The 20,283-nt window shown below is 60.3% G+C and carries 18 protein-coding genes; 10 read left to right on the forward strand and 8 right to left on the reverse strand.

The window, feature by feature from the left end:
- The first annotated feature begins 1 nt into the window (after position 1).
- Positions 2 to 1,027: a 4-hydroxythreonine-4-phosphate dehydrogenase PdxA gene (gene pdxA / locus ACZ25R_RS14960; protein ID WP_472461400.1), complete on the forward strand. Its 1,026-nt coding sequence runs from the start codon at positions 2 to 4 to the stop codon at positions 1,025 to 1,027.
- A complete protein-coding gene (gene rsmA, locus ACZ25R_RS14965; protein WP_472461401.1) occupies positions 1,024 to 1,845 on the forward strand; it encodes a 16S rRNA (adenine(1518)-N(6)/adenine(1519)-N(6))-dimethyltransferase RsmA in 822 nt (273 codons plus the stop codon). The genes pdxA and rsmA overlap by 4 nt, the downstream gene beginning before the upstream one ends.
- Positions 1,846 to 2,045: 200 nt before the next feature.
- On the opposite strand, the gene gmk is transcribed toward rsmA, so the two are convergent.
- The 8 genes from gmk to fabD form a co-directional block, all read right to left on the reverse strand.
- Positions 2,046 to 2,702 carry a guanylate kinase gene (gene gmk / locus ACZ25R_RS14970; protein ID WP_105735787.1) on the reverse strand — a complete coding sequence of 219 codons (657 nt, stop codon included), beginning with the start codon at positions 2,700 to 2,702 and terminating at the stop codon, positions 2,046 to 2,048.
- 2 nt (positions 2,703 to 2,704) lie between these two features.
- On the reverse strand, positions 2,705 to 3,592 hold the full coding sequence (locus tag ACZ25R_RS14975; RefSeq protein ID WP_288194099.1) for a YicC/YloC family endoribonuclease: 888 nt from the start codon (positions 3,590 to 3,592) through the stop codon (positions 2,705 to 2,707).
- A gap of 55 nt (positions 3,593 to 3,647) precedes the next feature.
- Entirely contained in the window at positions 3,648 to 4,874 is a 1,227-nt protein-coding gene (gene mltG / locus ACZ25R_RS14980) for an endolytic transglycosylase MltG (protein WP_223611242.1), read from the reverse strand.
- A gap of 94 nt (positions 4,875 to 4,968) precedes the next feature.
- Positions 4,969 to 6,231, reverse strand: a complete 1,263-nt coding sequence (gene fabF, locus ACZ25R_RS14985) for a beta-ketoacyl-ACP synthase II (protein ID WP_223611243.1) — start codon at positions 6,229 to 6,231, stop codon at positions 4,969 to 4,971.
- A 114-nt stretch (positions 6,232 to 6,345) separates the two neighbouring features.
- Positions 6,346 to 6,582 (reverse strand): acyl carrier protein, encoded by a 237-nt coding sequence (locus tag ACZ25R_RS14990; RefSeq protein ID WP_008128530.1) that lies wholly within the window; start codon positions 6,580 to 6,582, stop codon positions 6,346 to 6,348.
- 320 nt (positions 6,583 to 6,902) lie between these two features.
- A complete protein-coding gene (locus ACZ25R_RS14995; RefSeq protein WP_472461402.1) occupies positions 6,903 to 9,314 on the reverse strand; it encodes a beta-glucosidase in 2,412 nt (803 codons plus the stop codon).
- Between the two features lie 121 nt (positions 9,315 to 9,435).
- On the reverse strand, positions 9,436 to 10,173 hold the full coding sequence (fabG, locus tag ACZ25R_RS15000) for a 3-oxoacyl-[acyl-carrier-protein] reductase (protein WP_182547320.1): 738 nt from the start codon (positions 10,171 to 10,173) through the stop codon (positions 9,436 to 9,438).
- 17 nt (positions 10,174 to 10,190) lie between these two features.
- On the reverse strand, positions 10,191 to 11,135 hold the full coding sequence (gene fabD / locus ACZ25R_RS15005; protein WP_472461403.1) for an ACP S-malonyltransferase: 945 nt from the start codon (positions 11,133 to 11,135) through the stop codon (positions 10,191 to 10,193).
- An 854-nt stretch (positions 11,136 to 11,989) separates the two neighbouring features.
- Between fabD and rpsF the strand changes: the two genes are divergently transcribed.
- The 8 genes from rpsF (at position 11,990) to radA (ending at position 20,234) form a co-directional block, all read left to right on the forward strand.
- Positions 11,990 to 12,415: a 30S ribosomal protein S6 gene (gene rpsF / locus ACZ25R_RS15010; RefSeq protein WP_105735802.1), complete on the forward strand. Its 426-nt coding sequence runs from the start codon at positions 11,990 to 11,992 to the stop codon at positions 12,413 to 12,415.
- Positions 12,415 to 12,663 (forward strand): 30S ribosomal protein S18, encoded by a 249-nt coding sequence (gene rpsR / locus ACZ25R_RS15015; RefSeq protein WP_027229803.1) that lies wholly within the window; start codon positions 12,415 to 12,417, stop codon positions 12,661 to 12,663. Before rpsF ends, rpsR begins: the two co-directional genes overlap by 1 nt.
- A gap of 159 nt (positions 12,664 to 12,822) precedes the next feature.
- Positions 12,823 to 13,797: a DUF2232 domain-containing protein gene (locus ACZ25R_RS15020; protein WP_472461404.1), complete on the forward strand. Its 975-nt coding sequence runs from the start codon at positions 12,823 to 12,825 to the stop codon at positions 13,795 to 13,797.
- A gap of 19 nt (positions 13,798 to 13,816) precedes the next feature.
- Positions 13,817 to 14,386, forward strand: a complete 570-nt coding sequence (rplI, locus tag ACZ25R_RS15025; protein ID WP_288194111.1) for a 50S ribosomal protein L9 — start codon at positions 13,817 to 13,819, stop codon at positions 14,384 to 14,386.
- 191 nt (positions 14,387 to 14,577) lie between these two features.
- Positions 14,578 to 15,858: a class I SAM-dependent methyltransferase gene (locus ACZ25R_RS15030; protein WP_464659797.1), complete on the forward strand. Its 1,281-nt coding sequence runs from the start codon at positions 14,578 to 14,580 to the stop codon at positions 15,856 to 15,858.
- 305 nt (positions 15,859 to 16,163) lie between these two features.
- Positions 16,164 to 17,663 carry a replicative DNA helicase gene (locus ACZ25R_RS15035; protein ID WP_464659795.1) on the forward strand — a complete coding sequence of 500 codons (1,500 nt, stop codon included), beginning with the start codon at positions 16,164 to 16,166 and terminating at the stop codon, positions 17,661 to 17,663.
- 4 nt (positions 17,664 to 17,667) lie between these two features.
- Positions 17,668 to 18,834 (forward strand): alanine racemase, encoded by a 1,167-nt coding sequence (gene alr, locus ACZ25R_RS15040; RefSeq protein ID WP_472461405.1) that lies wholly within the window; start codon positions 17,668 to 17,670, stop codon positions 18,832 to 18,834.
- Positions 18,834 to 20,234, forward strand: a complete 1,401-nt coding sequence (radA, locus tag ACZ25R_RS15045; RefSeq protein ID WP_346304874.1) for a DNA repair protein RadA — start codon at positions 18,834 to 18,836, stop codon at positions 20,232 to 20,234. The genes alr and radA overlap by 1 nt, the downstream gene beginning before the upstream one ends.
- Positions 20,235 to 20,283 lie beyond the last annotated feature (49 nt).

Below are 20,283 nucleotides of genomic sequence, written 5' to 3' on the forward strand. Positions count from 1 at the left end.
TATGAGCAGCATCCTCGCCGTAAGCTCCGGTGATCCCTCCGGAATCGGACCTGACATAGCGCTTGCCGCATGGGCATTGCGCGCGTCGGCGCGTCTGCCGGCGTTTTTTCTGCTTGGCGACGAAAAGCTTATTGCCGCACGTGCGGCACGGCTCGGCATGGATTGCCCCATCGAAATCACCACGCCTGAAGATGCCGACAGGGTTTTCGGGCGGGCTTTGCCGATCGTTCCCCTGCAAAACCGGCAAATCAACCGCCCCGGCATTCCGCTCGCCGAAAATGCCGCCGGAACGATCGAGGCGATCGAGCGCGCCGTCGAATACACGCTTTCCGGCCGTGCCAGTGCCGTTGTCACCTGCCCCATCGCCAAGAAGCCGCTCTATGAGGCGGGGTTCCGCTTTCCCGGCCATACGGAATTCCTGGCGCATCTGGCCAGTGAGCAGTTCGGCGGCGAGGTCACACCCGTCATGATGCTGGCAGGGCCCCTGCTGCGCGCGGTTCCCGTGACCATCCACATTGCCCTTGCCCGTGTTCCCGAGGTGCTGGATACCGCCCGGATCGTCACCATTTCACGCATCACGGCGCAGGCGCTGAAAAGCCAGTTCGGCATCGCCAATCCGCGCCTTGCCATTGCCGGGCTCAATCCGCATGCGGGCGAAGGCGGCGCCATGGGCCTGGAAGACGAAGAGATCGTCCGCCCGGCGGTTGAGATCCTGCGCAAGGAAGGCATCGATGCACGCGGGCCGCTGCCGGCCGACACGATGTTCCATGCGGCGGCGCGTGCCAGCTATGACGCGGCGATCTGCATGTATCACGACCAGGCGCTCATCCCGGCCAAGACGCTGGGCTTTGACGACAGCGTGAACGTAACGCTCGGCCTGCCCTTCGTGCGCACCTCGCCCGACCACGGCACCGCATTCGATATCGCCGGATCGGGCAAGGCCAAGCCGGACAGCTTCATCGCCGCATTGCGCTTGGCGAGTGAACTCGCCTCCCATCGCTCCAGCCCGGAAAATAACGCCGTATGAGCATCGACAGCCTCCCCCCTCTGCGCGATGTGATCGACCGGCACGAGTTGATGGCCAAAAAATCCCTCGGCCAGAATTTCCTGCTCGATCTGAACCTGACCGCCAAGATCGCGCGGCAGGCCGGCGATCTGCAGGGACAGACCGTCATCGAGGTCGGCCCTGGCCCCGGCGGCCTGACCCGCGCCCTGCTGGCGCAGGGTGCCCATGTGATTGCCATTGAACGCGACGAGCGCTGCCTGGCGGCGCTGCAGGAAGTTTCCGATCATTATCCCGGCCGCCTGCAGGTCATATCAGGCGATGCGCTGGAGACGGATTTCAAGGCGCTGGCGGGGGACGGCACAGTCAAGATCGTCGCCAACCTGCCCTACAATGTCGGCACGCAGCTGTTGATCGACTGGCTCTTGAGCGAGCCGTGGCCGCCCTTCTATGCCTCGCTGACGCTGATGTTCCAGCGCGAAGTGGCCGAGCGCATCGTGGCAAAGCCTGCCTCCGATGCCTATGGCCGCCTCGGCGTGCTGGCGGGCTGGCGCACGGAAGCCAAAATTACGTTCGACGTGCCGCCGCAGGCCTTTACCCCGCCGCCGAAGGTGACGTCCTCGGTGGTTCACCTCATTCCGCGCGCAAGCCCGCTGGCCTGCGATGCGACCATGCTCGGCCGTGTCACGCAGGCGGCCTTCGGCCAGCGCCGCAAGATGCTGCGCCAGAGCATCAAGCCGCTCGGCGGTGAAGCGCTGCTGGCCAAAGTCGGGATTGATCCCACACGCCGCGCCGAAACACTGTCCATTGATGAGTTTGTAGCGCTGGCCAACGCGGTTTAGGTGTGGGTTAGGGAAACCATTGGTAAATCTTGCATAACCACTGTGCGTGGTTCGACAAGCTCACCATGAGGGAGATGGGTGGGCTGCAGGGCTAGCCGGAAACATTGCAGAATAAAGCTTCCTGCAATCCTCACTCTCCCTCATGGTGAGCTTGTCGAACCACGCACAATGTTCCTGCAGATATCAGATAACCTGCACTGTTAATCGATCTTCTCATCCAGAAGGCCGCTGACGAAATCGAACAGGCCGGGGCAACGGTCGCGGCGCAGGCGTTCGGCCGTCACGATGGACTGGACCTCGTGATAGGCACGTTCCAGATCCTTGTTGACGATGACGTAATCATAGGAACGCCAGCGTTCGATCTCGTTGCGCGCATTGCGCAGGCGCATGTCGATGACTTCTTCGGTGTCCTCGGCGCGGCGATGCAGCCGCAGCTTCAGGTCGGCCATGGACGGCGGCAGGATGAAAATGCTGACGACATCGCCCTTCATCTTGTCCTGCAATTGCAGCGCGCCCTGCCAGTCGATGTCGAACAGCATGTCCTGTCCGTCGGCCAGGGCGTTTTCCGCCGCCTCACGCGGCGTGCCATAGAAATTGCCATGCACCTCCGCCCATTCGATCAGTTCATCACTGTCGCGCAGGCGTTCGAATTCGCGCACCGAAATGAAATGATAGTGCACGCCGTCGATCTCGCTGGCGCGGCGCGGACGGGTGGTGACGCTGATCGACAGCGACAGTTCCAGCTTTTCCTTGTCGTTGAGCAGCAGACGGGCAATGGTCGACTTGCCGGCACCCGATGGCGACGACAGTACCAGCATGAGGCCGCGGCGCTTGATGCTGTTTGAGGCGTTGAGCATGTTTACTCCAGATTCTGTATTTGCTCGCGCAATTGATCCACAACCGCCTTGAGGTCAAGTCCAATCGACGTGATGGAGGCCGCATTGGACTTGGAGCAGAGTGTATTCGCCTCGCGGTTAAATTCCTGTGTCAGAAAATCCAGCTTGCGCCCGACACCATTGCCATCGCGCAGCAACGTGCGGGCGGCGGCCACATGCATTTCCAGACGGTCCAGCTCTTCCTGGATATCGGCCTTGGTGGCGAGAAACGCCGCCTCCATGTGCAGGCGCGCTTCATCGAGAGCCGGAGATGCATCGAGCAGCAGTGCAACCTGTGCCGCCAGTCTCGACCGGACGGCGTCGAGCGTCCGGCTCGGATCGCGCCGCGCCTCCCCGGTCAGCCGTTCCACCGCATCGATCTGGGTGCTCAGTATGTCGCCGAGCGCCTTGCCCTCGGTCTCACGGTTGCGCGCAAGCTGCACAAGCGTCTCGTCGAGGACCGCCAGCACGGCCGCTTCGATCTCGGCCTGGTCTTCATCCGTCAACACGTCCTGCGGCGCTTCCAGAACGCCGCGCAGCGCCATCAGGCCTTCCGGGGTGGACGGTGCCAGACCGAAGTCAGCACGCAGCTGGGCGGCGATCCCTGCCAGTTCCCTCAGCAGCGGTTCGTTGATGAGCGCCCTGGCATCGCCGGCGCTGCGGTCAACGGTCAGGGCCGCCTGGAAATTGCCGCGCTTGAAATGCTGGCTGAACAGCGCGCGCGCCTTCTGCTCCACGGCTTCGAACCCCGCAGGCAGCCGGAACCGCACATCGAGCCCCTTGCCGTTCACCGATTTGATTTCCCATGAAATCTGCGCCCCGGCGCTGTTCCGGAGGTGACGGGCAAAACCCGTCATGCTTTGCAATGACATTTTTCCCCCAAAGTCCGAAAGGACAAAGGCCTGATCGAAACCAGGCCTTCAGACATTATTCCTGTGTCGGCGCGCTGTCGTCCGCCGCAGACGGCTTGGCATTCTTGTCGCCGGTGGCCGCCTTGGCAGCCTCGTCGACACGGTTCTTCTCGACGGTGCGCCAGCGCTTCACATTGTCGTTGTGGTCATCCAGCGTTTCAGCAAAGACATGCCCGCCGGTTCCGTCAGCCACGAAGTAGAGGTCCTTGGTCTGCGAGGGATGCGCAACCGCTTCCAGCGCATCGCGACCCGGATTGGCAATCGGACCGGGCGGCAGGCCATTGATCGTATAGGTGTTGTAGGGCGTCGGCTTCTCCAGATCCGATTTCAGGATCGGGCGGTCGGCCGGCTTGCCCTTGCCGCCGAACAGGCCATAGATGATCGTCGGATCGGACTGCAGGCGCATCCGCTTGTTCAGGCGGTTGATGAACACGGCGGCGACGCGCGGACGCTCATCGGCCTTGCCGGTCTCCTTCTCGACGATGGACGCCAGCGTGACGAATTCCTCGATGGTCTTGAGCGGGATGCTCTGGTCGCGGCGCGCCCAGATATCCTCGACCAGTTTCTTCTGGTCGGCCTGCATCTTCTTGATGATTTCCTCGCGCGTCATGCCGCGGGAGAAGCGCTGCGTGTTGGCGAACAGCGTGCCTTCCGCCGGAACGACCGCCGGCAATGCTCCCACCAGCGCATCATCCTCGCTGACGCGCTGCAGAATCTGGTCGACGGTCAGGCCTTCGGGAACGGTCAGCGAATGCAGGACAGACTTGCCGCTGCGCAGCAGGTCCATGATGTCTCGCATCGAGGCGTGTGCCTTGATCTCGTACTCGCCGGCCTTCATGTCGCGCTGAAAGCCATAGGCCTGAACGCCATATTTGAACACGCGGCCATCGGTGATGATGCCGCGGCGTTCGAGGCCATCGGCGATTTCGACGATGCCGCTGCCGTTCTTGACGACATAATTGGTGGTGACTTCCGTCGGGCCGGGTTCGTTGAAGGCGACCTTGCCGAAATAGACCGCGGCAGCGGCGGCAATCACCAGAAGCACCACGAGCGACAGCATGAAATTGGCGAAGACAACGATCTGGCTGCGCGCACGGCGCGAGCGGCGCCGGGGTGCGGGCGGCGGCGTGCCCGGTTCGGGGCGCAGGGCCTCGGATGCCGACTGCGGGACAATCGGATTGCGCTCCGGCGCGCTGGCGGCGGCTGAACCGTTCGTCTCTTCAGACTGCTGATCTGAGCTCACACGGGCACCTCGAGCATGTTTTTCCGGTTGGAACCGGTATTATTCTGATTGTGAATATGGCGAAAGCGCGAAAACGCTTCCGCCATTGCTTCAATCACTGTTGATAACGCCGCAAAACCAGCGAAGCGTTGGTACCGCCAAAACCAAAGGAATTGGAAAGAGCCACATCGACGGTGCGATGCCGCGGCTTGTGCGGGACCAGATCGATCTTTGTCTCGACCGATGGCTTGTGCAGATTGAGCGTGGCCGGGGCGACATTGTCGCGAATGGCCAGCGCACAGAAGATGGCTTCGGTCGAACCGGCTGCACCCAGGAGATGACCGATGGAAGACTTTGTCGACGACATCGACACTTTCGGAGCGGCATCGCCCAGAACACGTTCAACGGCCGCCAGCTCGATCGTATCGGCCATCGTCGATGTGCCGTGCGAATTGATGTAGTCGACCTGATCCGGGGTAATGCCTGCGCGCTTCAGCGCCATTTCCATGGAGCGCTGCGCACCCTCGCCGCTCTCGGACGGAGCGGTGATGTGGTAGGCGTCGCCGGACAGGCCGTAGCCGATGACCTCGGCGTAAATCTTCGCCCCTCGGGCCAGCGCATGTTCCAGCTCTTCCAGCACGACGATACCGGCACCCTCGCCCATGACGAAACCATCGCGGTCATCGTCATAGGGACGCGAGGCCGCTGTCGGATCATCGTTGCGGGCTGTGGACAAGGCCTTGCAGGCGGCAAAACCGGCCAGCGAGATGCGGCTGACGGGCGATTCCGTTCCGCCGGCAACCATCACATCGGCATCACCGAAGGCGATGAGACGCGATGCATCGCCGATCGCATGCGCGCCGGTCGAGCAGGCGGTGACAACCGAATGGTTCGGGCCGCGCAGCTTGTGCTTGATGGAGACCTGGCCGGAAGCCAGATTGATCAGACGTCCGGGAATGAAGAACGGCGAAATGCGGCGCGGACCCTTGTCGCGCAGCGTATAGCCGGCTTCGACAATGCCCTCGAGACCGCCGATACCCGAACCGATGAGAACACCCGTGGCGATCTGATCCTCGTCGCTTTCCGGTGCCCATTTGGCATCGGCAAGCGCCTGGTCAGCGGCAGCCATGGCATAAATGATAAAGGGATCAACCTTGCGCTGTTCCTTCGGTTCCATCCAATCGTCCGGATTGAATGTGCCATCGGAGCCATCGCCGACTGGAATGCGGCAGGCAATCTTGCAAGGCAGATCTTCAACTTCAAACTCTGTGACCCGCCGGGCACCGCTCTGGCCAGCCAGGAGGCGGGACCATGTGTGCTCAACACCGGATGCAAGAGGAGAAACCAGCCCAAGGCCGGTTATGACAACGCGCCTCATGGCCGATCCTTCAATGTCATATTCAGCATGATATTTTCCAAGGGCCCTGCGCAGGTTCCGACAAAGGCAATCTGCCGCCTGTCAAAATTCCTGCGCTGCCGGGCCGAATGAAAATCAGGCTTGTGCTTTGTCGATGAACTTGACGGCATCGCCGACTGTCAGAATTGTCTCGGCAGCATCATCAGGAATTTCAACGCCGAATTCTTCTTCGAAAGCCATCACGAGCTCGACAGTATCAAGGCTGTCTGCGCCCAGATCGTCGATGAAGCTCGCACCATCGGTGACTTTCTCGGCATCAACGCCCAGATGTTCAATAACGATTTTCTTGACGCGTTCTGCAGTATCACTCATGTGGAAACCTCAACCTGTTTGTTTTTCTCCATGCCTTGGTTAGCGGCACGGATGACTCTAATCAAGCAATAAGATGGCAGGTCAGCCTTGTTTAACAGCTAAAACCCCTCATCCCAGCCACTTCTTCCTTGCGGAATGGAAAAGGCATCAAATCGATTTGACACCCTGACTTGGTGCGCGACTTATCACGCTTTATTCACGGTCTCAATCGCATAAATGTGATTGCGACGTAAACGCCCGGCGCAAAGGTGCAACCGGGCGGAATACGCGTGACCAAAGGAGCGAGCGAACAGCTTGATGCAATCAGTCGGTGTCGCAGTTCAAAGCTCCAGTTTGATCTGGCGTGATGAGGCACCCACCATAATCTTGCTGGGCGGCACCAGTTTCCATGTTTCCTTATCGGTATCCCAGATGCTCTGCATTCGAGGCAGAACTTTAACAGTCACTTTTTTCTTTTCACCAGGCTTCAGATCCACTTTCTCCCAACCGACAAGCCGTTTAGGTGGCTCCCCCGCAGATGAAGGAAACTGGATATAGACTTGCGGCACCTCTTTTCCGGAAACCGTACCGGTATTTTCAACGGAAAAGGATACTGTTCTCGTGCCGTCCGTTCCGTCCGTATCCATCCGTAAATCCGAATACGAAAAACTGGTGTAAGACAGGCCAAAGCCGAATTCAAACAATGGCGCTACGCTTTTTGCATCGTACCAGCGGTATCCGACCTCAAGTTTTTCGGAATAAACCGGATTTTCAGACCAGGCGCCACCACCTGTCGGGGTGTCAGTTTCCTTTTTCGGAAAGGTAATCGGCAGTTTTCCTGAAGGGTTGATCTTGCCGAACAAGATATTCGCAATGGCCGGTCCGCCGTTTTCACCAGGATACCAGGTTTCCAGAACAGCCGCCACATTATCGATCCAAGGCATCAGGATAGGATTTCCACTTTCGATAATGACGATCGTGTTTTTATTGACAGCGGCTACCTTCGCTACCAATTCGTCTTGATTGCTGGGTTTATCTTTGCCATCGCGAACAACGCTCAAACTGAGCGAGAGCGAGGTCACGTCCTCACCGGAGGGCTGATCGACAACGACAATTGCCACGTCTGATGTGCTCGCCAGCTTGACGGCATCATCTATTTCTTGTGCCGTGTAGGGACGAAACGGCTGTTTACGGTCGCTGTTTCCGCCATAACCGACTTCAGCATTCGGGGCGGCATCCTTGATTGCCCGAACGATCGACGTTCGTACCAGCGCCCACGGAACAGCCCACCAGCCGCAGCCATTTTGATGTAGTTTCACATCCCCGCACGTGTCGTAATTGCCCCAGACCGGGTGTCTGGTACTTCCAGAACCACCCCCCGACAAGACTGCGTCATCGGCATGGGCGCCAATAACCGCGATCTTTTTCAGTTTCACTGCGTTCAATGGCAGGAGGTGTGCATTGGGTGCGGCACTGAGCGGCGCTTGTGCTTCCCGATTTTTAAGCAGAACGATCGATTCTTCAGCCACTCTTTGCGCGACGGCTGCCCCGCTTTCGAAATCGGTTTGTGGTTTAAAGTCTGCGGTTTTGTTATCGACTGGCGGATTGTCCATGACACCGACCTTAATCATCGTTCGCAGCTTGCGCCGTACCATATCGTCCAGACGGGATATGGAGATGATTCCGTCATTCAGAAGCGGCTTCACTTTAGCGGGAAGAAACCACTCAGCCGCCTGCCAATCCTCTTCCTCATCGACACCGGCATTGATCGCGTCAGCGGTAGAATGTATGGCTTTCCAATCAGTCTGAACCTGCCCCTTGAACCCCCACTCATTCTTGAGAATTTCTGTCAACGTGTGATAGTGCTGGCAAGCAAATATATCAGCGGGATATTTATCAAGTGTAAGCTTGTTGTATGCGCACATGACGCTGCCCGGCTCGGCCTCCCGAACGGCAATCTCGAAGGGCAGCATGTAAATCTCTCGCAGCGTGCGTTCGTCGATGGCGCTGCTGCCTGTCGTGCGATGCGCCTCCTGTTCATTACCCACCATATGTTTGATCGTTGCAATTACCTGCTGGCTCTGGGTGCCTTTTGTACGCCATGCCAAAAGCTTGCCTGCAAGGACTGGATCCTCTCCCAGATATTCAAACATGCGACCCGAACGTGGATCACGAACCATGTTGGCGCCGCCCCCCAACCCCATGCCATAACCCTGCGCGCGCAGTTGTTTGGCGATTTCAACACCGTAATCATAAGAAAGTTTTTCATCCCAACTTGCCGCAACAGCAAGCGTTGCCGGGAAAGTCGTGCTGGCGAGCCTCAACGCGCCCGAGCCCGTCGATGAATCGGCGATCGTCAGCTCCGGAATATTGAGTCGTGGCAGCCCTGGAATGTGCCCAGCCCCGCCCCCGCCGGTATCACCCATAGTTTTGTGATCGGTGTGGATGAACTGAATTTTTTCATCCAATGACATCTGCGCCACAAACGCCCATGCCCGCGAATCCGGGTCCAGCAGCACTGGAATGTCAGCTTTCTTTGCTGGAACAGCACTGTTTCCGGTAACTTCAGCCGTCGCGCTGGCCGAATAGGTTCCCGTACCGTCGCTTGCTGATTTTTCGTCGTTGTTGCAGGCGGACGTGAAAATCGGAATGAGAGATAAAACGAAAGCATTCAACAGGGATTTTTTCAAAACAATTTCCTCCTCGAAATGTTCTTGGTATAATTGTTTTGATGGTCGAAATAATTCAGGCAAAAATCAATTCTACAATAGTCTAGAGTCAGGCCCTTCAGGGTCAGGACCTTGGTGCCGTGAAAAAACAAAACCCCGGACGTTTCCGCCCGGGGCTTTCAAATACTGGCTGACCTGACCTGGCTCAGATCATCGCCATGCCGCCGTTGACGTGGATCGTCTGGCCGGTGACGTAGGAAGCCTCATTGCTGGCGAGATAGACGACGGAGGATGCCACCTCTTCGCCCGTACCCATGCGGCGCATCGGGATGGCGGACATGATGCCTTCCTTCTGCTTGTCGTTCAGCTTGTCCGTCATGGCCGATTCGATGAAACCGGGCGCAACGCAATTGACCGTGACGTTGCGGCTGGCGATCTCAGCTGCGAGCGCCTTGGAAAAACCGATAAGGCCGGCCTTCGACGCGACATAGTTGGTCTGGCCCGGATTGCCGGTCACGCCGACAACGGAAGTAATGTTGATGATGCGGCCATAGCGGCGGCGCATCATCGGATGGGTCAGTTCGCGGGTCAGGCGGAATACGGCGGTCAGGTTGACCTCCAGCACATTGTCCCAATCGGCATCGCTCATGCGCACGAACAGGCCGTCCTTGGTGATGCCGGCATTGTTGACGAGGATTTCGACGCCTTCGAGATCCGCTTCGGCCTTTTCGCCCAGCGCCTTCACTTCATCGCGGTTCGACAGGTTGGCCGGGAAAATCTTGACCCGTTCGCCAAGCTCGTTTGCCAGCGCCTCGAGTTTTTCGACGCGCGTGCCATGCAGGCCGACAATGGCGCCCTGCGCATGCAGCGCCCGGGCAATGGATTCGCCGATACCGCCGCTGGCGCCGGTTATGAGAGCCTTGCGGCCTGTCAGGTCAAACATTGCTCAATCCCTTCCGTTCAAACGTTCAGCGCGGCAACGGCCGCGTCAATATCATCCGGCGTGCCGACGGCGACACCGGACATGTCCTTGCTGATGCGGCGTGCAAGGCCGGTCAAAACCTTGCCTGCGCCAATCTCGTAGAGTGTCGTTACGCCATTGGCGCCGAACCATTCGACCGTCTCGCGCCAGCGGACCTGACCCGTCACCTGCTCGACCAGCAACGCCGCGATTGCATCGGCCGACGTCACCGGAGCCGCGCGCACATTGGCGATCAGCGGCACCACCGGATCGTGCTTGGCCACATTGGCCAGCGCCTCGCGCATGGCATCGGCGGCCGGCGCCATCAGCGCGGAATGGAAAGGTGCGGAGACCGGCAGCATGATGGCGCGCTTGGCACCCCGTTCCGTCGCCAGCGCCGCGGCCGCCTCGACCGGCGCCTTCGAGCCGGAAATGACGATCTGGCCGCCGCCATTGTCATTGGCGATCTGCACCGGGCCTTCGAGCGCCGCATCGGCGCAGACAGCGGCGACGACCTCGTGCTCAAGCCCGATGATGGCGGCCATGGCGCCAGCCCCGGCGGGAACCGCCTGCTGCATGGCATTGCCGCGGATGCGCAGGAGCCGCGCCGTATCGGCGAGCGAGAATGTTCCGGCAGCGCACAGCGCCGAATATTCGCCGAGCGAATGACCGGCGACATAGGCGACCTTGTCCCTGATCGATATGCCGCGCGCTTCCAGCACGCGGATGACGGCGATGGACACCGCCATCAGGGCCGGCTGCGCATTGGCGGTCAGTGTCAGGGTTTCTTCCGGGCCGTCCCAGATGATGGCGGAGAGCTTTTCACCAAGCGCATCGTCGACCTCGTCGAACACCGCCCTGGCTTCGGCAAAATTGTCGGCCAATGCCTTGCCCATGCCGACGGCCTGACTGCCCTGACCGGGGAAGGTGAATGCTATGGACATGGGGCGTGCCTCCGGATTTCTGCTTTATCGTCGTCAATCTGCCGCGCGATGTGCCTATCGGCAAGCCCGAAGTCAAGCTTTCATGCGCCGTAGCGGCCGCACATGCACATTATAATAGGCGGAATAACGGGTTTTCAGCGCCACGCCCGCAATTGCGTCTGGCTGTTGAAAGGTGGGAAAGACGGGCGGTCCCTGGAACGCGGGTCTTGGGGTATGTGGTATGCAATGCTTGCGATCCTGGGGACCACCCGCCCCGGCGTTTTCGGGTTTTTGCCCAATGCGCAACCATTGAGCCAAACCTCCCCGGCCGCACAGGTTTTCCTCCCTGTAGGGCCGAAGCGCCGATCCTTTCCCGACTTGCGAAAGTTTCCGGAAGCATTCCCGCCGGAAAGGACACGAGAAGGATAAGCGAGGATGGGAGAACGTGGATAAGTTGGTGTGATTTTTTATGATGGCTGGCAAAACTGCAGTGCGTGGTTCGACAAGCTCACCATGAGGGAGGTGGTTTGATTGCAGCCCACAAACTTCCCTCATGGTGAGCTTGTCGAACCACGCACCACGGACTACAAATCCCCATAAATCGCCCGGCATGTCGCGTTGCAATATAAAACGTCCATGGCGGGTTGCGTCTTTTGCCATTTGCCCGTATAAGCCGCCCGTTCATTGCTCGGCGTCAGCTGGGGGCTGAACGGAGGGCCGGATTTCGATCCGTGGAAGCGTAAAAGCTTCAGCCTCCCGTGTCTCCGCTCTCGATCGTCTCCATCAGCGTCCTTTCTTCCCCGGTCACCCGGCAGAGAGATTCGCAGAGGTTTACCGTTGATTCCGGGCAATATTAACGAAGAAAGGCAAAGACAATGGCTCTTTATGAACATGTGTTCCTTGCTCGACAGGACATTTCGCAGCAGCAGGTCGATGCGCTTGTAGAACAGTACAAGGGTATCATCGAGGCCAATGGCGGCAAAGTCGGGCGTATTGAAAGCTGGGGCCTCCGCGCCCTGACCTATCGCATCAACAAGAACCGCAAGGCGTATTACTCGCTTCTCAACATCGATGCTCCGGCAGCCGCCGTTGCCGAAGTTGAGCGCCAGCAGCGCATCAATGAAGACGTTCTGCGCTTCATGACGATCCGCGTTGAAGAGCACGAAGAAGGCCAGTCGGCCATGCTTGCACGCCGTGACGATCGCCGCGAACGCGACGACAAGTTCGGTGGCCGTGATGACGATCGTCCGCGCCGTCCACGCCGCCCGCGTGACAACGAAGCCGGTGAAGGAGCAGAATAATGGTTGATATCAATCAGATCCCGACCCGCCGTCCGTTCCATCGCCGCCGCAAGACCTGCCCGTTCTCGGGTGCCAATGCGCCGAAGATCGACTACAAGGACATCAAGCTCCTGTCGCGCTACATTTCCGAGCGTGGCAAGATCGTTCCTTCCCGTATCACGGCTGTCAGCCAGAAGAAGCAGCGCGAACTCGCCCAGGCGATCAAGCGCGCCCGTTTCCTCGGCCTGCTGCCATACGTTGTGAAGTAAGACTATCGGAGGCGGCAGGATTTCGTCCCGCCGCCTTCTGCCCTCCGGGGCAACAAAGCCTTCCGCGATGGGCGTGGTCAGGCACACCAGAAAACCCAAGTTGAGGGATCGGTTGAAAAACCACCTCTAACTGCTTCAACAAGCAGGACAGCGAGCGACATGAAACTGACTGGAACAGATATCGGCATTGGTGTGCTGGCTGGCCTTGCGGCTGCGCTGCTGACGACCGGTGTTATCGTGAATTCCAGCCTTGCCATGATATTGCTGCTGCTTTCGCCGCTGCCGATCTTTGTTGCGGCGCTGGGCTGGGGCACGGCCTGCGGCTTCATCGCCGCGCTGACCGTGGCTGTTGCGGTGTCCGTCATCGCCGCCCCGACGGCCGCCGTCGTCGTCGTGCTCATCACCGCCCTGCCCGCCGCTGTCGGCGCCTATTTCACCGGCCTTGCCCGTCCGGCCGCCGAGATCGGCGGCCCCAAGGACGTCTATGTCTGGTATCCCCTCGCCGATACGTTGCTGCGGCTGGCGCTTGTTGTCGCCGCCGCCTTCATCGTCATCGGCGTCATGATCGGCTTCAGCGAAGATTTTGCCCGCCAGCTGGCGCAGGCGCTGACCCAGCAGCTGGCCGTGAGCAATCCGGAACTGGCGGCCAATGCCGACCTGACGCAGAGCATGGCGCAATTCGTCGTGCGCGTCCTGCCGGCCCTGCAGCCCGCCGCGTGGCTGTGCGTCATCATCGCCAATCTCTACATCGCCCTGCGCCTGACGGCTGCCTCGGGCAAGCTGCGCCGCCCGCGGGACGACTGGCCGCGTGCCCTGCGCATGCCGCGCCCGGCGCTTGTCGTGTTTGCCATCGCCTGTGCCGCTGCGTTCCTGCCGGGCGGTCCCGGCTACGCGGCAACGGCGGTTGCCGGTGCCCTCGGCGCCGGGTTCGTCATGGCCGGCTTCGGCATGCTGCATGCCCGCACGCGTGGCGCCACCTGGCGGCCGTTTGCGCTTTGGTTCGCCTATCTCGCCGTGTTTCTCTTTATTTTTGCACTTCTCGTCTTCCTTCTCGCCGGTCTGTTTGACACATCGCGCAACGCGCCGGTTTCGAAGGCTGTGAATACCGATACCCCACCCAATAACGACAATTGAACTTGAAAGGAAAACTCACATGGAAGTCATTCTTCTCGAACGCATCAGCCGCCTCGGCCAGATGGGTGAAACAGTCAAGGTAAAGGACGGCTTTGCCCGCAACTTCCTTCTGCCGCAGGGCAAGGCGCTTCGTGCCAACGAAGCCAACAAGAAGAAGTTCGAAGGCCAGCGCGCCCAGCTCGAAGCCCGCAACCTCGAGCGCAAGACCGAAGCCCAGGCAATCGCCGACAAGCTCGACGGCAAGACATTCGTTGCTGTCCGCTCCGCCGGTGAAACCGGTCAGCTCTACGGTTCAGTAACGACCCGCGACATTGCCGACCTGATCACTGCGGAAGGTTTCTCGATCAACCGCAACCAGGTTGAACTGAACACGCCAATCAAGACGATCGGCCTGCACAAGATCGTTCTGGTTCTGCATCCGGAAGTTGAAGCAACCGTTACGATCAACATTGCCCGTACGGCCGATGAAGCCGAGCGTCAGGTAAAGGGTGAAGACCTCACCTCCGCCGAAGCGATCTATGGCATTGAAGAAGCACCGCTTTCCGACGAATTCTTCGACGAAGACGAAGAAGGCGAAGAAAACGCCTGATTTCAAAGCAAAAACCGCTCGCAGGAGTGGTGTTTGCTTTACCATGAAACACCCGGCAGAGATGCCGGGTGTTTTTTTGCTTTGCAGAATCAAAAAAACGGGTAAATTTGTTTATCCTACCCACGCCCGACCTTGGCTCAATCCCGAGCCTCATAATGGCCGAGCTCTATCGTCAATGATGGAGATTGTTCATGAATGCCATTCTTAGGGCTGCGCTTTCGCGGCTCATCCACACTGGTACACTTTCGATTACTGACTCATCCGGCCAGAAGCGCACCTTTGGTGACGGGACCGGAGAACCCATCCACTTCCGCATCAACACGGCTGCGGCCGAACGGCGGATTGCCTTCGATCCCTCCCTGCATTTCGCCGAAGCCTATATGAACGGCGAACTCGATGTTCTCGACGGCGATATCTACGACGTCCTGAAGATCATCTTTGAAAACACCGGCGCCACCGCGGCACGCGAGCCATGGATGCTGGCGCTGGAGGGCATTCGCCGTGCCACCCGCCGCCTGCACCAGATGAACAATCTCACCCGTTCATCCAGCAATGTGCAGCGGCACTACGACCTGTCGGAAGAGCTCTACCGCCTGTTTCTCGACCCGGACATGCAGTATTCCTGCGCCTATTTCGAGCATCCAGATGCGACCCTCGAAGAGGCGCAGCTGGCGAAGAAACGGCATATCGCGGCCAAGCTTCTGGTCGAAAAGGGCCACAAGACCCTCGATATCGGCTGCGGCTGGGGTGGTCTCGGGCTTTACCTCGCCCGTCATCTCGATGCCAATGTGCTGGGCGTCACGCTCTCGCACGAACAGCATGGCATCGCCAACAAGCGGGCCATCGACGAGGGCCTGTCGACACAGGCTCGCTTCGACCTGCGCGACTACCGGACCATCGACGACAGTTTTGACCGGATTGTCTCCGTCGGCATGTTCGAGCATGTCGGCGTCGGGCATTTCGCCGAGTATTTCCAGCATACGGCGCGGCTGTTGAAGAAGGACGGGGTTTTCCTCCTGCATTCGATCGGCCGGTCGGACGGGCCGTCCTATACCAATGCCTTCATCCAGAAGTACATCTTTCCGGGCGGCTACATCCCCGCGCTCTCGGAAGTGCTTCCGCAGATCGAAAAGGCGGGGCTGGTCATCACCGACATCGAAATCCTGCGGTTGCACTATGCCGACACACTGCGCATCTGGCGCGAGCGGTTCATGGCGAACCGCGACAAGGCCAAGGCGATCTATGACGAGCGCTTCTGCCGGATGTGGGAATTCTATCTCGCCGCATCGGAATCGGCCTTCCGCTGGCAGAACCTGATGGTGTTCCAGATCCAGCTGGCGCACCGGCAGGAATCGGTGCCGCTGACGCGCAACTACATCGAGAAGGAAGAAAAGCGCCTGAAGCGGCTGGAAAGCGAGCGCAGCTGCGCCAATACCCAGGTCGACAACCGGGAATCGGCTGCCGGACGCTGACGCCCGTCGCAGCAAACCCATTGGCCCGCCGTGATTGTGCTGATCGCGGCGGGCCAAAGCATGAATCGCGCGCGGTTTTCGCATCGTGGCGGCATATTCTACCAAGTGCGCGGTGGACATTGGCAGGAGAACGCGCTTAAGCCTCCCCACGGGCTGCCGAATAGCCTAGAATCAGCAAATGCGAATCGCGCAAGAGACGTGGCCAATCTTTTTCCCCTCTGTGGATAGCGGGGTCTAAGGTTGTTACCTGCATTGCCTAGGATTCGCGGCGCAGGCCATAGTTAATTCGAACGGGAAAAAATACCATGGCTGAGGCAGCACGCAAATTCATCGAGGTACGGGAAAACGCGGACAAGCTCTACCGCGAGGCGCCGAACAACATCGAGGCCGAACAGGCGCTGCTCGGGGCCATTCTCATCAACAATGATGCGTTTTACCGCGTTTCCGACTTCCTCAAGCCGGTGCATTTCTACGAGCCGCTGCACCGCAAGATTTTCGACGTGTCGTCGGACATGATCCGCATGGGCAAGATGGCCAATCCCGTGACGCTGAAGACGTTCCTGCCCGTGGAGGAAAAAGTCGGCGAGATGACGGTGATGCAGTATCTGGCGCGCCTTGCCGCCGAAGCCGTGACCATCATCAATGCCGAGGACTATGGCCGCGCCATCTACGATCTTGCCACGCGCCGCGCGCTGATCACCATCGGCGAGGACATGGTCAATATCGCCTATGACGCGCCGGTGGACGTGGCGCCGCAAGGCCAGATCGAGGATGCCGAGCGCCGCCTGTTCGAACTGGCGGAAACCGGCCGCTACGATGGCGGCTTCCAGACCTTCACCGATGCGGTGAAAACCGCCGTCGACATGGCCAACGCCGCCTTCATGCGCGACGGGCACCTGTCCGGCGTTTCCACCGGCATCCATTCCCTCGACAACCGCATGGGCGGCCTGCAGCCGTCGGATCTGATCGTGCTTGCAGGACGACCCGGTATGGGCAAGACCTCGCTTGCCACCAACATCGCCTTCAATATCGCGGCGGCTTACGAGTCCGAGCAGCTGGCGGACGGGACGATCAAGGCCAAGAACGGCGGCGTCGTCGGCTTCTTCTCGCTCGAAATGTCGTCGGAACAGCTGGCGACGCGTATCATTTCCGAGCAGTCGGAGATCAGTTCATCGAAAATCCGCCGCGGTGAAATCAACGAGGCCGAATTCGAAAAGCTCGTCGCCTGCTCGCAGCACATGCAGAAGGTGCCGCTCTACATCGACCAGACCGGTGGTATTTCCATTGCCCAGCTGGCCGCCCGTGCCCGGCGTTTGAAGCGCCAGCGCGGCCTTGACGTTCTGGTCATCGATTATATCCAGCTGATGCAGGGTTCGTCCAAAAAGGCTTCGGAAAACCGCGTGCAGGAAATCACCGAAATCACCACGGGCCTGAAAGCGCTCGGCAAGGAACTCAACACGCCGATCATCGCGCTGTCACAGCTCTCCCGTCAGGTGGAAAGCCGCGAAGACAAGCGCCCGCAGCTCTCCGACCTGCGTGAATCCGGGTCGATCGAGCAGGACGCCGACGTGGTGATCTTCGTCTATCGCGACGAATACTACATCAAGAACAAGGAGCCGAAGGAAGGCACCGAGGAGCATTTCAAGTGGCAGGCCGACCTCAAGGAGGCCATGGGCAAGGCGGAAGTCATCATCGCCAAGCAGCGTCACGGCCCGACGGGCACGGTGAAGCTGGCCTTCCAGGCGGAATTCACCCGGTTCACCGACCTTGCGGAAGATTCACACCTGCCAGAACGCTTCGAGTAATCAATTGAACAGCACAAAACCTCACGTCACCACCGCAGGCGCCGATCCCCGTCTCGCGGGCGGGCGGCTTACCATCGATCTCGATGCGCTCGTGGCCAACTGGACGTTCCTTGCGGAAAAATCGAAACCGGCGCAGGCGAGCGCCGTCGTCAAGGCTGACGCCTACGGGCTCGGCATCGAGCATGTCGTGCCTGTCCTGCGCGACGCCGGCTGCCGGACCTTCTTCGTGGCGCTGGTCGAGGAAGGCCTGCGGGTCAAGGCCGCCGCGCCGGATGCACGCGTTTTCGTTCTGAACGGCCTGTTTGCCGACGCGCGCCCGGTATTCGAAGCATCGGGACTGATCCCCGTCCTCGGCTCGCTGCACGAAATCGGCCTGTGGAGCCGGGCCAATGCCGCGAGCGGATTGACGCTGCCCTATGCCCTGCACGTGGATACCGGCATGAACCGGCTGGGGCTGACCGTGGCCGAAGCACTCGACTTTGCTGCCGCTGGCCGCGAAATGCCGGTGCTGGTCATGACGCATCTGGCGACCGGCGATGAACCCGGCCATCGCCTCACCCGGCAGCAGATCGAGTCATTTCAAACGCTTCGCACCGCTTTTGCAGGCATTGAATCAAGCGCGTCCAACTCCTCCGGCATTTTTCACACGATCAGCAATGGCGGCGACCTGAGCCGTCCGGGCATTGCCATGTATGGCGGCGAGGCGCTGGCCGGCGTCGCCAATCCCATGCGCCCTGTGGTGACGCTGGAAGCGCGCATCGTGCAGATCCGCACCAGCCCCAAGGGCGAGACGGCGGGCTACGGCGCCACCGCGCTGTTGGAACGCGACACCCGGATTGCCGTCTGCTCGACCGGCTACGCCGACGGCTATCTGCGCTCGCTGTCGGGCAGCGGCACGCCCCTGCGCAGCGTCGTGCCCAAGGGCGGCGAAGGCTTTGTTGCCGGACGCAAGGTGCCGGTGATCGGCCGGGTGACCATGGACCTGACATCGTTCGACATCACCGATCTTCCCGAGGACGCCGTCAAAACAGGCGATCATGTCGAGCTGTTCGGCGGCAACATCGCCCTGGATGACGCGGCGCGTGCCGCGGGCTCCATCGGCTTCGAGCTGTTGACCAGCCTTGGAAACCGCTATCACCGCCGCTACCTCTATTCCGGAAAAGGCGCCTGATGGCCAAGGCAAGAATTCAATTCATCTGCCAGAACTGCGGCGCCGTGCATACGCGCTGGGCCGGCAAGTGCGATTCCTGCGGCGAATGGAACACGCTGGTCGAAGAAGGCACGGCGGGCGGTATCGGCAGCGGCCCCGGCAAGCTGTCCGGCCGCAAGGGCCGCGCCGTCGCCCTCACCTCGCTGTCCGGCGAGATCGAGGATGCGCCGCGCATCCACTCCGGCATCGGCGAGCTCGACCGGGTCACCGGCGGCGGTTTCGTGCGCGGTTCGGCCATTCTGGTGGGCGGCGATCCCGGCATCGGCAAATCCACCCTGCTGACCCAGGCGGCCGCCGCCCTGGCGCGGCAGGGCCACAAGGTCATCTATGTCTCGGGCGAAGAAGCGGTGGCGCAGATCCGCCTGCGGGCGCAGCGCCTGCATGCCGCCGACACCGATGTGCTTCTGGCCGCCGAAACCAATGTCGAGGACATCCTCGCCACCATTTCCGATTCCAAGCGGCCCGATCTCATCATCATCGATTCGATCCAGACCCTGTGGACGGATGCCGCCGATTCGGCCCCCGGCACGGTCACGCAGGTGCGCGCCGGCGCGCAGGCGATGATCCGCTTTGCCAAGCAGACCGGCGCAGCCGTGGTCCTCGTCGGCCATGTCACCAAGGACGGCCAGATCGCCGGGCCGCGCGTTGTCGAGCACATGGTGGATGCGGTGCTGTATTTCGAAGGCGAAGGCGGCCACCACTACCGCATCCTGCGCACGGTGAAGAACCGTTTCGGCCCGACCGACGAGATCGGCGTGTTTGAAATGTCCGACCGCGGATTGCGCGAAGTTGCCAATCCGTCTGAGCTTTTTCTCGGCGAACGCAATGACAAATCGCCGGGCGCTGCGGTTTTTGCCGGGATGGAAGGCACCCGGCCGGTGCTTGTGGAAATTCAGGCGCTGGTGGCGCCCTCCACGCTCGGCACGCCGCGCCGCGCCGTCGTCGGCTGGGACGGCGGCCGCCTTTCGATGATTCTGGCGGTGCTGGAAGCCCATTGCGGCGTGCGGTTCGGCCAGCACGATGTTTACCTGAATGTGGCGGGCGGATACCGGATTTCCGAGCCTGCAGCCGATCTTGCGGTTGCATCTGCACTGGTTTCCTCCATTGCCGGTATTGCCCTTCCGGCCGATTGCGTCTATTTCGGCGAAGTCAGCTTGTCTGGCGCCGTTCGCCCGGTGGCGCATGCGGTGCAGCGGCTGAAGGAAGCAGAGAAGCTTGGGTTCAAGCAGGCTGTTCTTCCCAAGGGAAGCAACGACGTGCCGAAGGGACGCAATGCGCATCTGACCGAGACCGCGTCGCTGCCGGACCTTGTGGCCCGGATTGCGGCGTCGGGACCCGGTAAAACGAAACGCGACGACTGACGCGGCACAGTCCTCCCGAGAGGGTGTGCAGGTCGGAATTGGATTGGGG

It is taken from the genome of Phyllobacterium sp. RCAM01083 (assembly GCF_055685835.1).

Bases quoted from the DNA above. Each gene is read 5' to 3' on its own strand.
- rpsR (WP_027229803.1), top strand. From the start codon at position 12,415: ATGGTTGATATCAATCAGATCCCGACCCGCCGTCCGTTCCATCGCCGC.
- ACZ25R_RS14990 (WP_008128530.1), bottom strand. From the start codon at position 6,582: ATGAGTGATACTGCAGAACGCGTCAAGAAAATCGTTATTGAACATCTG.
- ACZ25R_RS15020 (WP_472461404.1), top strand. From the start codon at position 12,823: ATGAAACTGACTGGAACAGATATCGGCATTGGTGTGCTGGCTGGCCTT.
- fabD (WP_472461403.1), bottom strand. From the start codon at position 11,135: ATGTCCATAGCATTCACCTTCCCCGGTCAGGGCAGTCAGGCCGTCGGC.
- ACZ25R_RS15035 (WP_464659795.1), top strand. From the start codon at position 16,164: ATGGCTGAGGCAGCACGCAAATTCATCGAGGTACGGGAAAACGCGGAC.
- rplI (WP_288194111.1), top strand. From the start codon at position 13,817: ATGGAAGTCATTCTTCTCGAACGCATCAGCCGCCTCGGCCAGATGGGT.
- radA (WP_346304874.1), top strand. From the start codon at position 18,834: ATGGCCAAGGCAAGAATTCAATTCATCTGCCAGAACTGCGGCGCCGTG.
- pdxA (WP_472461400.1), top strand. From the start codon at position 2: ATGAGCAGCATCCTCGCCGTAAGCTCCGGTGATCCCTCCGGAATCGGA.
- ACZ25R_RS14975 (WP_288194099.1), bottom strand. From the start codon at position 3,592: ATGTCATTGCAAAGCATGACGGGTTTTGCCCGTCACCTCCGGAACAGC.
- rsmA (WP_472461401.1), top strand. From the start codon at position 1,024: ATGAGCATCGACAGCCTCCCCCCTCTGCGCGATGTGATCGACCGGCAC.
- gmk (WP_105735787.1), bottom strand. From the start codon at position 2,702: ATGCTCAACGCCTCAAACAGCATCAAGCGCCGCGGCCTCATGCTGGTA.
- fabF (WP_223611243.1), bottom strand. From the start codon at position 6,231: ATGAGGCGCGTTGTCATAACCGGCCTTGGGCTGGTTTCTCCTCTTGCA.
- ACZ25R_RS15030 (WP_464659797.1), top strand. From the start codon at position 14,578: ATGAATGCCATTCTTAGGGCTGCGCTTTCGCGGCTCATCCACACTGGT.
- rpsF (WP_105735802.1), top strand. From the start codon at position 11,990: ATGGCTCTTTATGAACATGTGTTCCTTGCTCGACAGGACATTTCGCAG.
- fabG (WP_182547320.1), bottom strand. From the start codon at position 10,173: ATGTTTGACCTGACAGGCCGCAAGGCTCTCATAACCGGCGCCAGCGGC.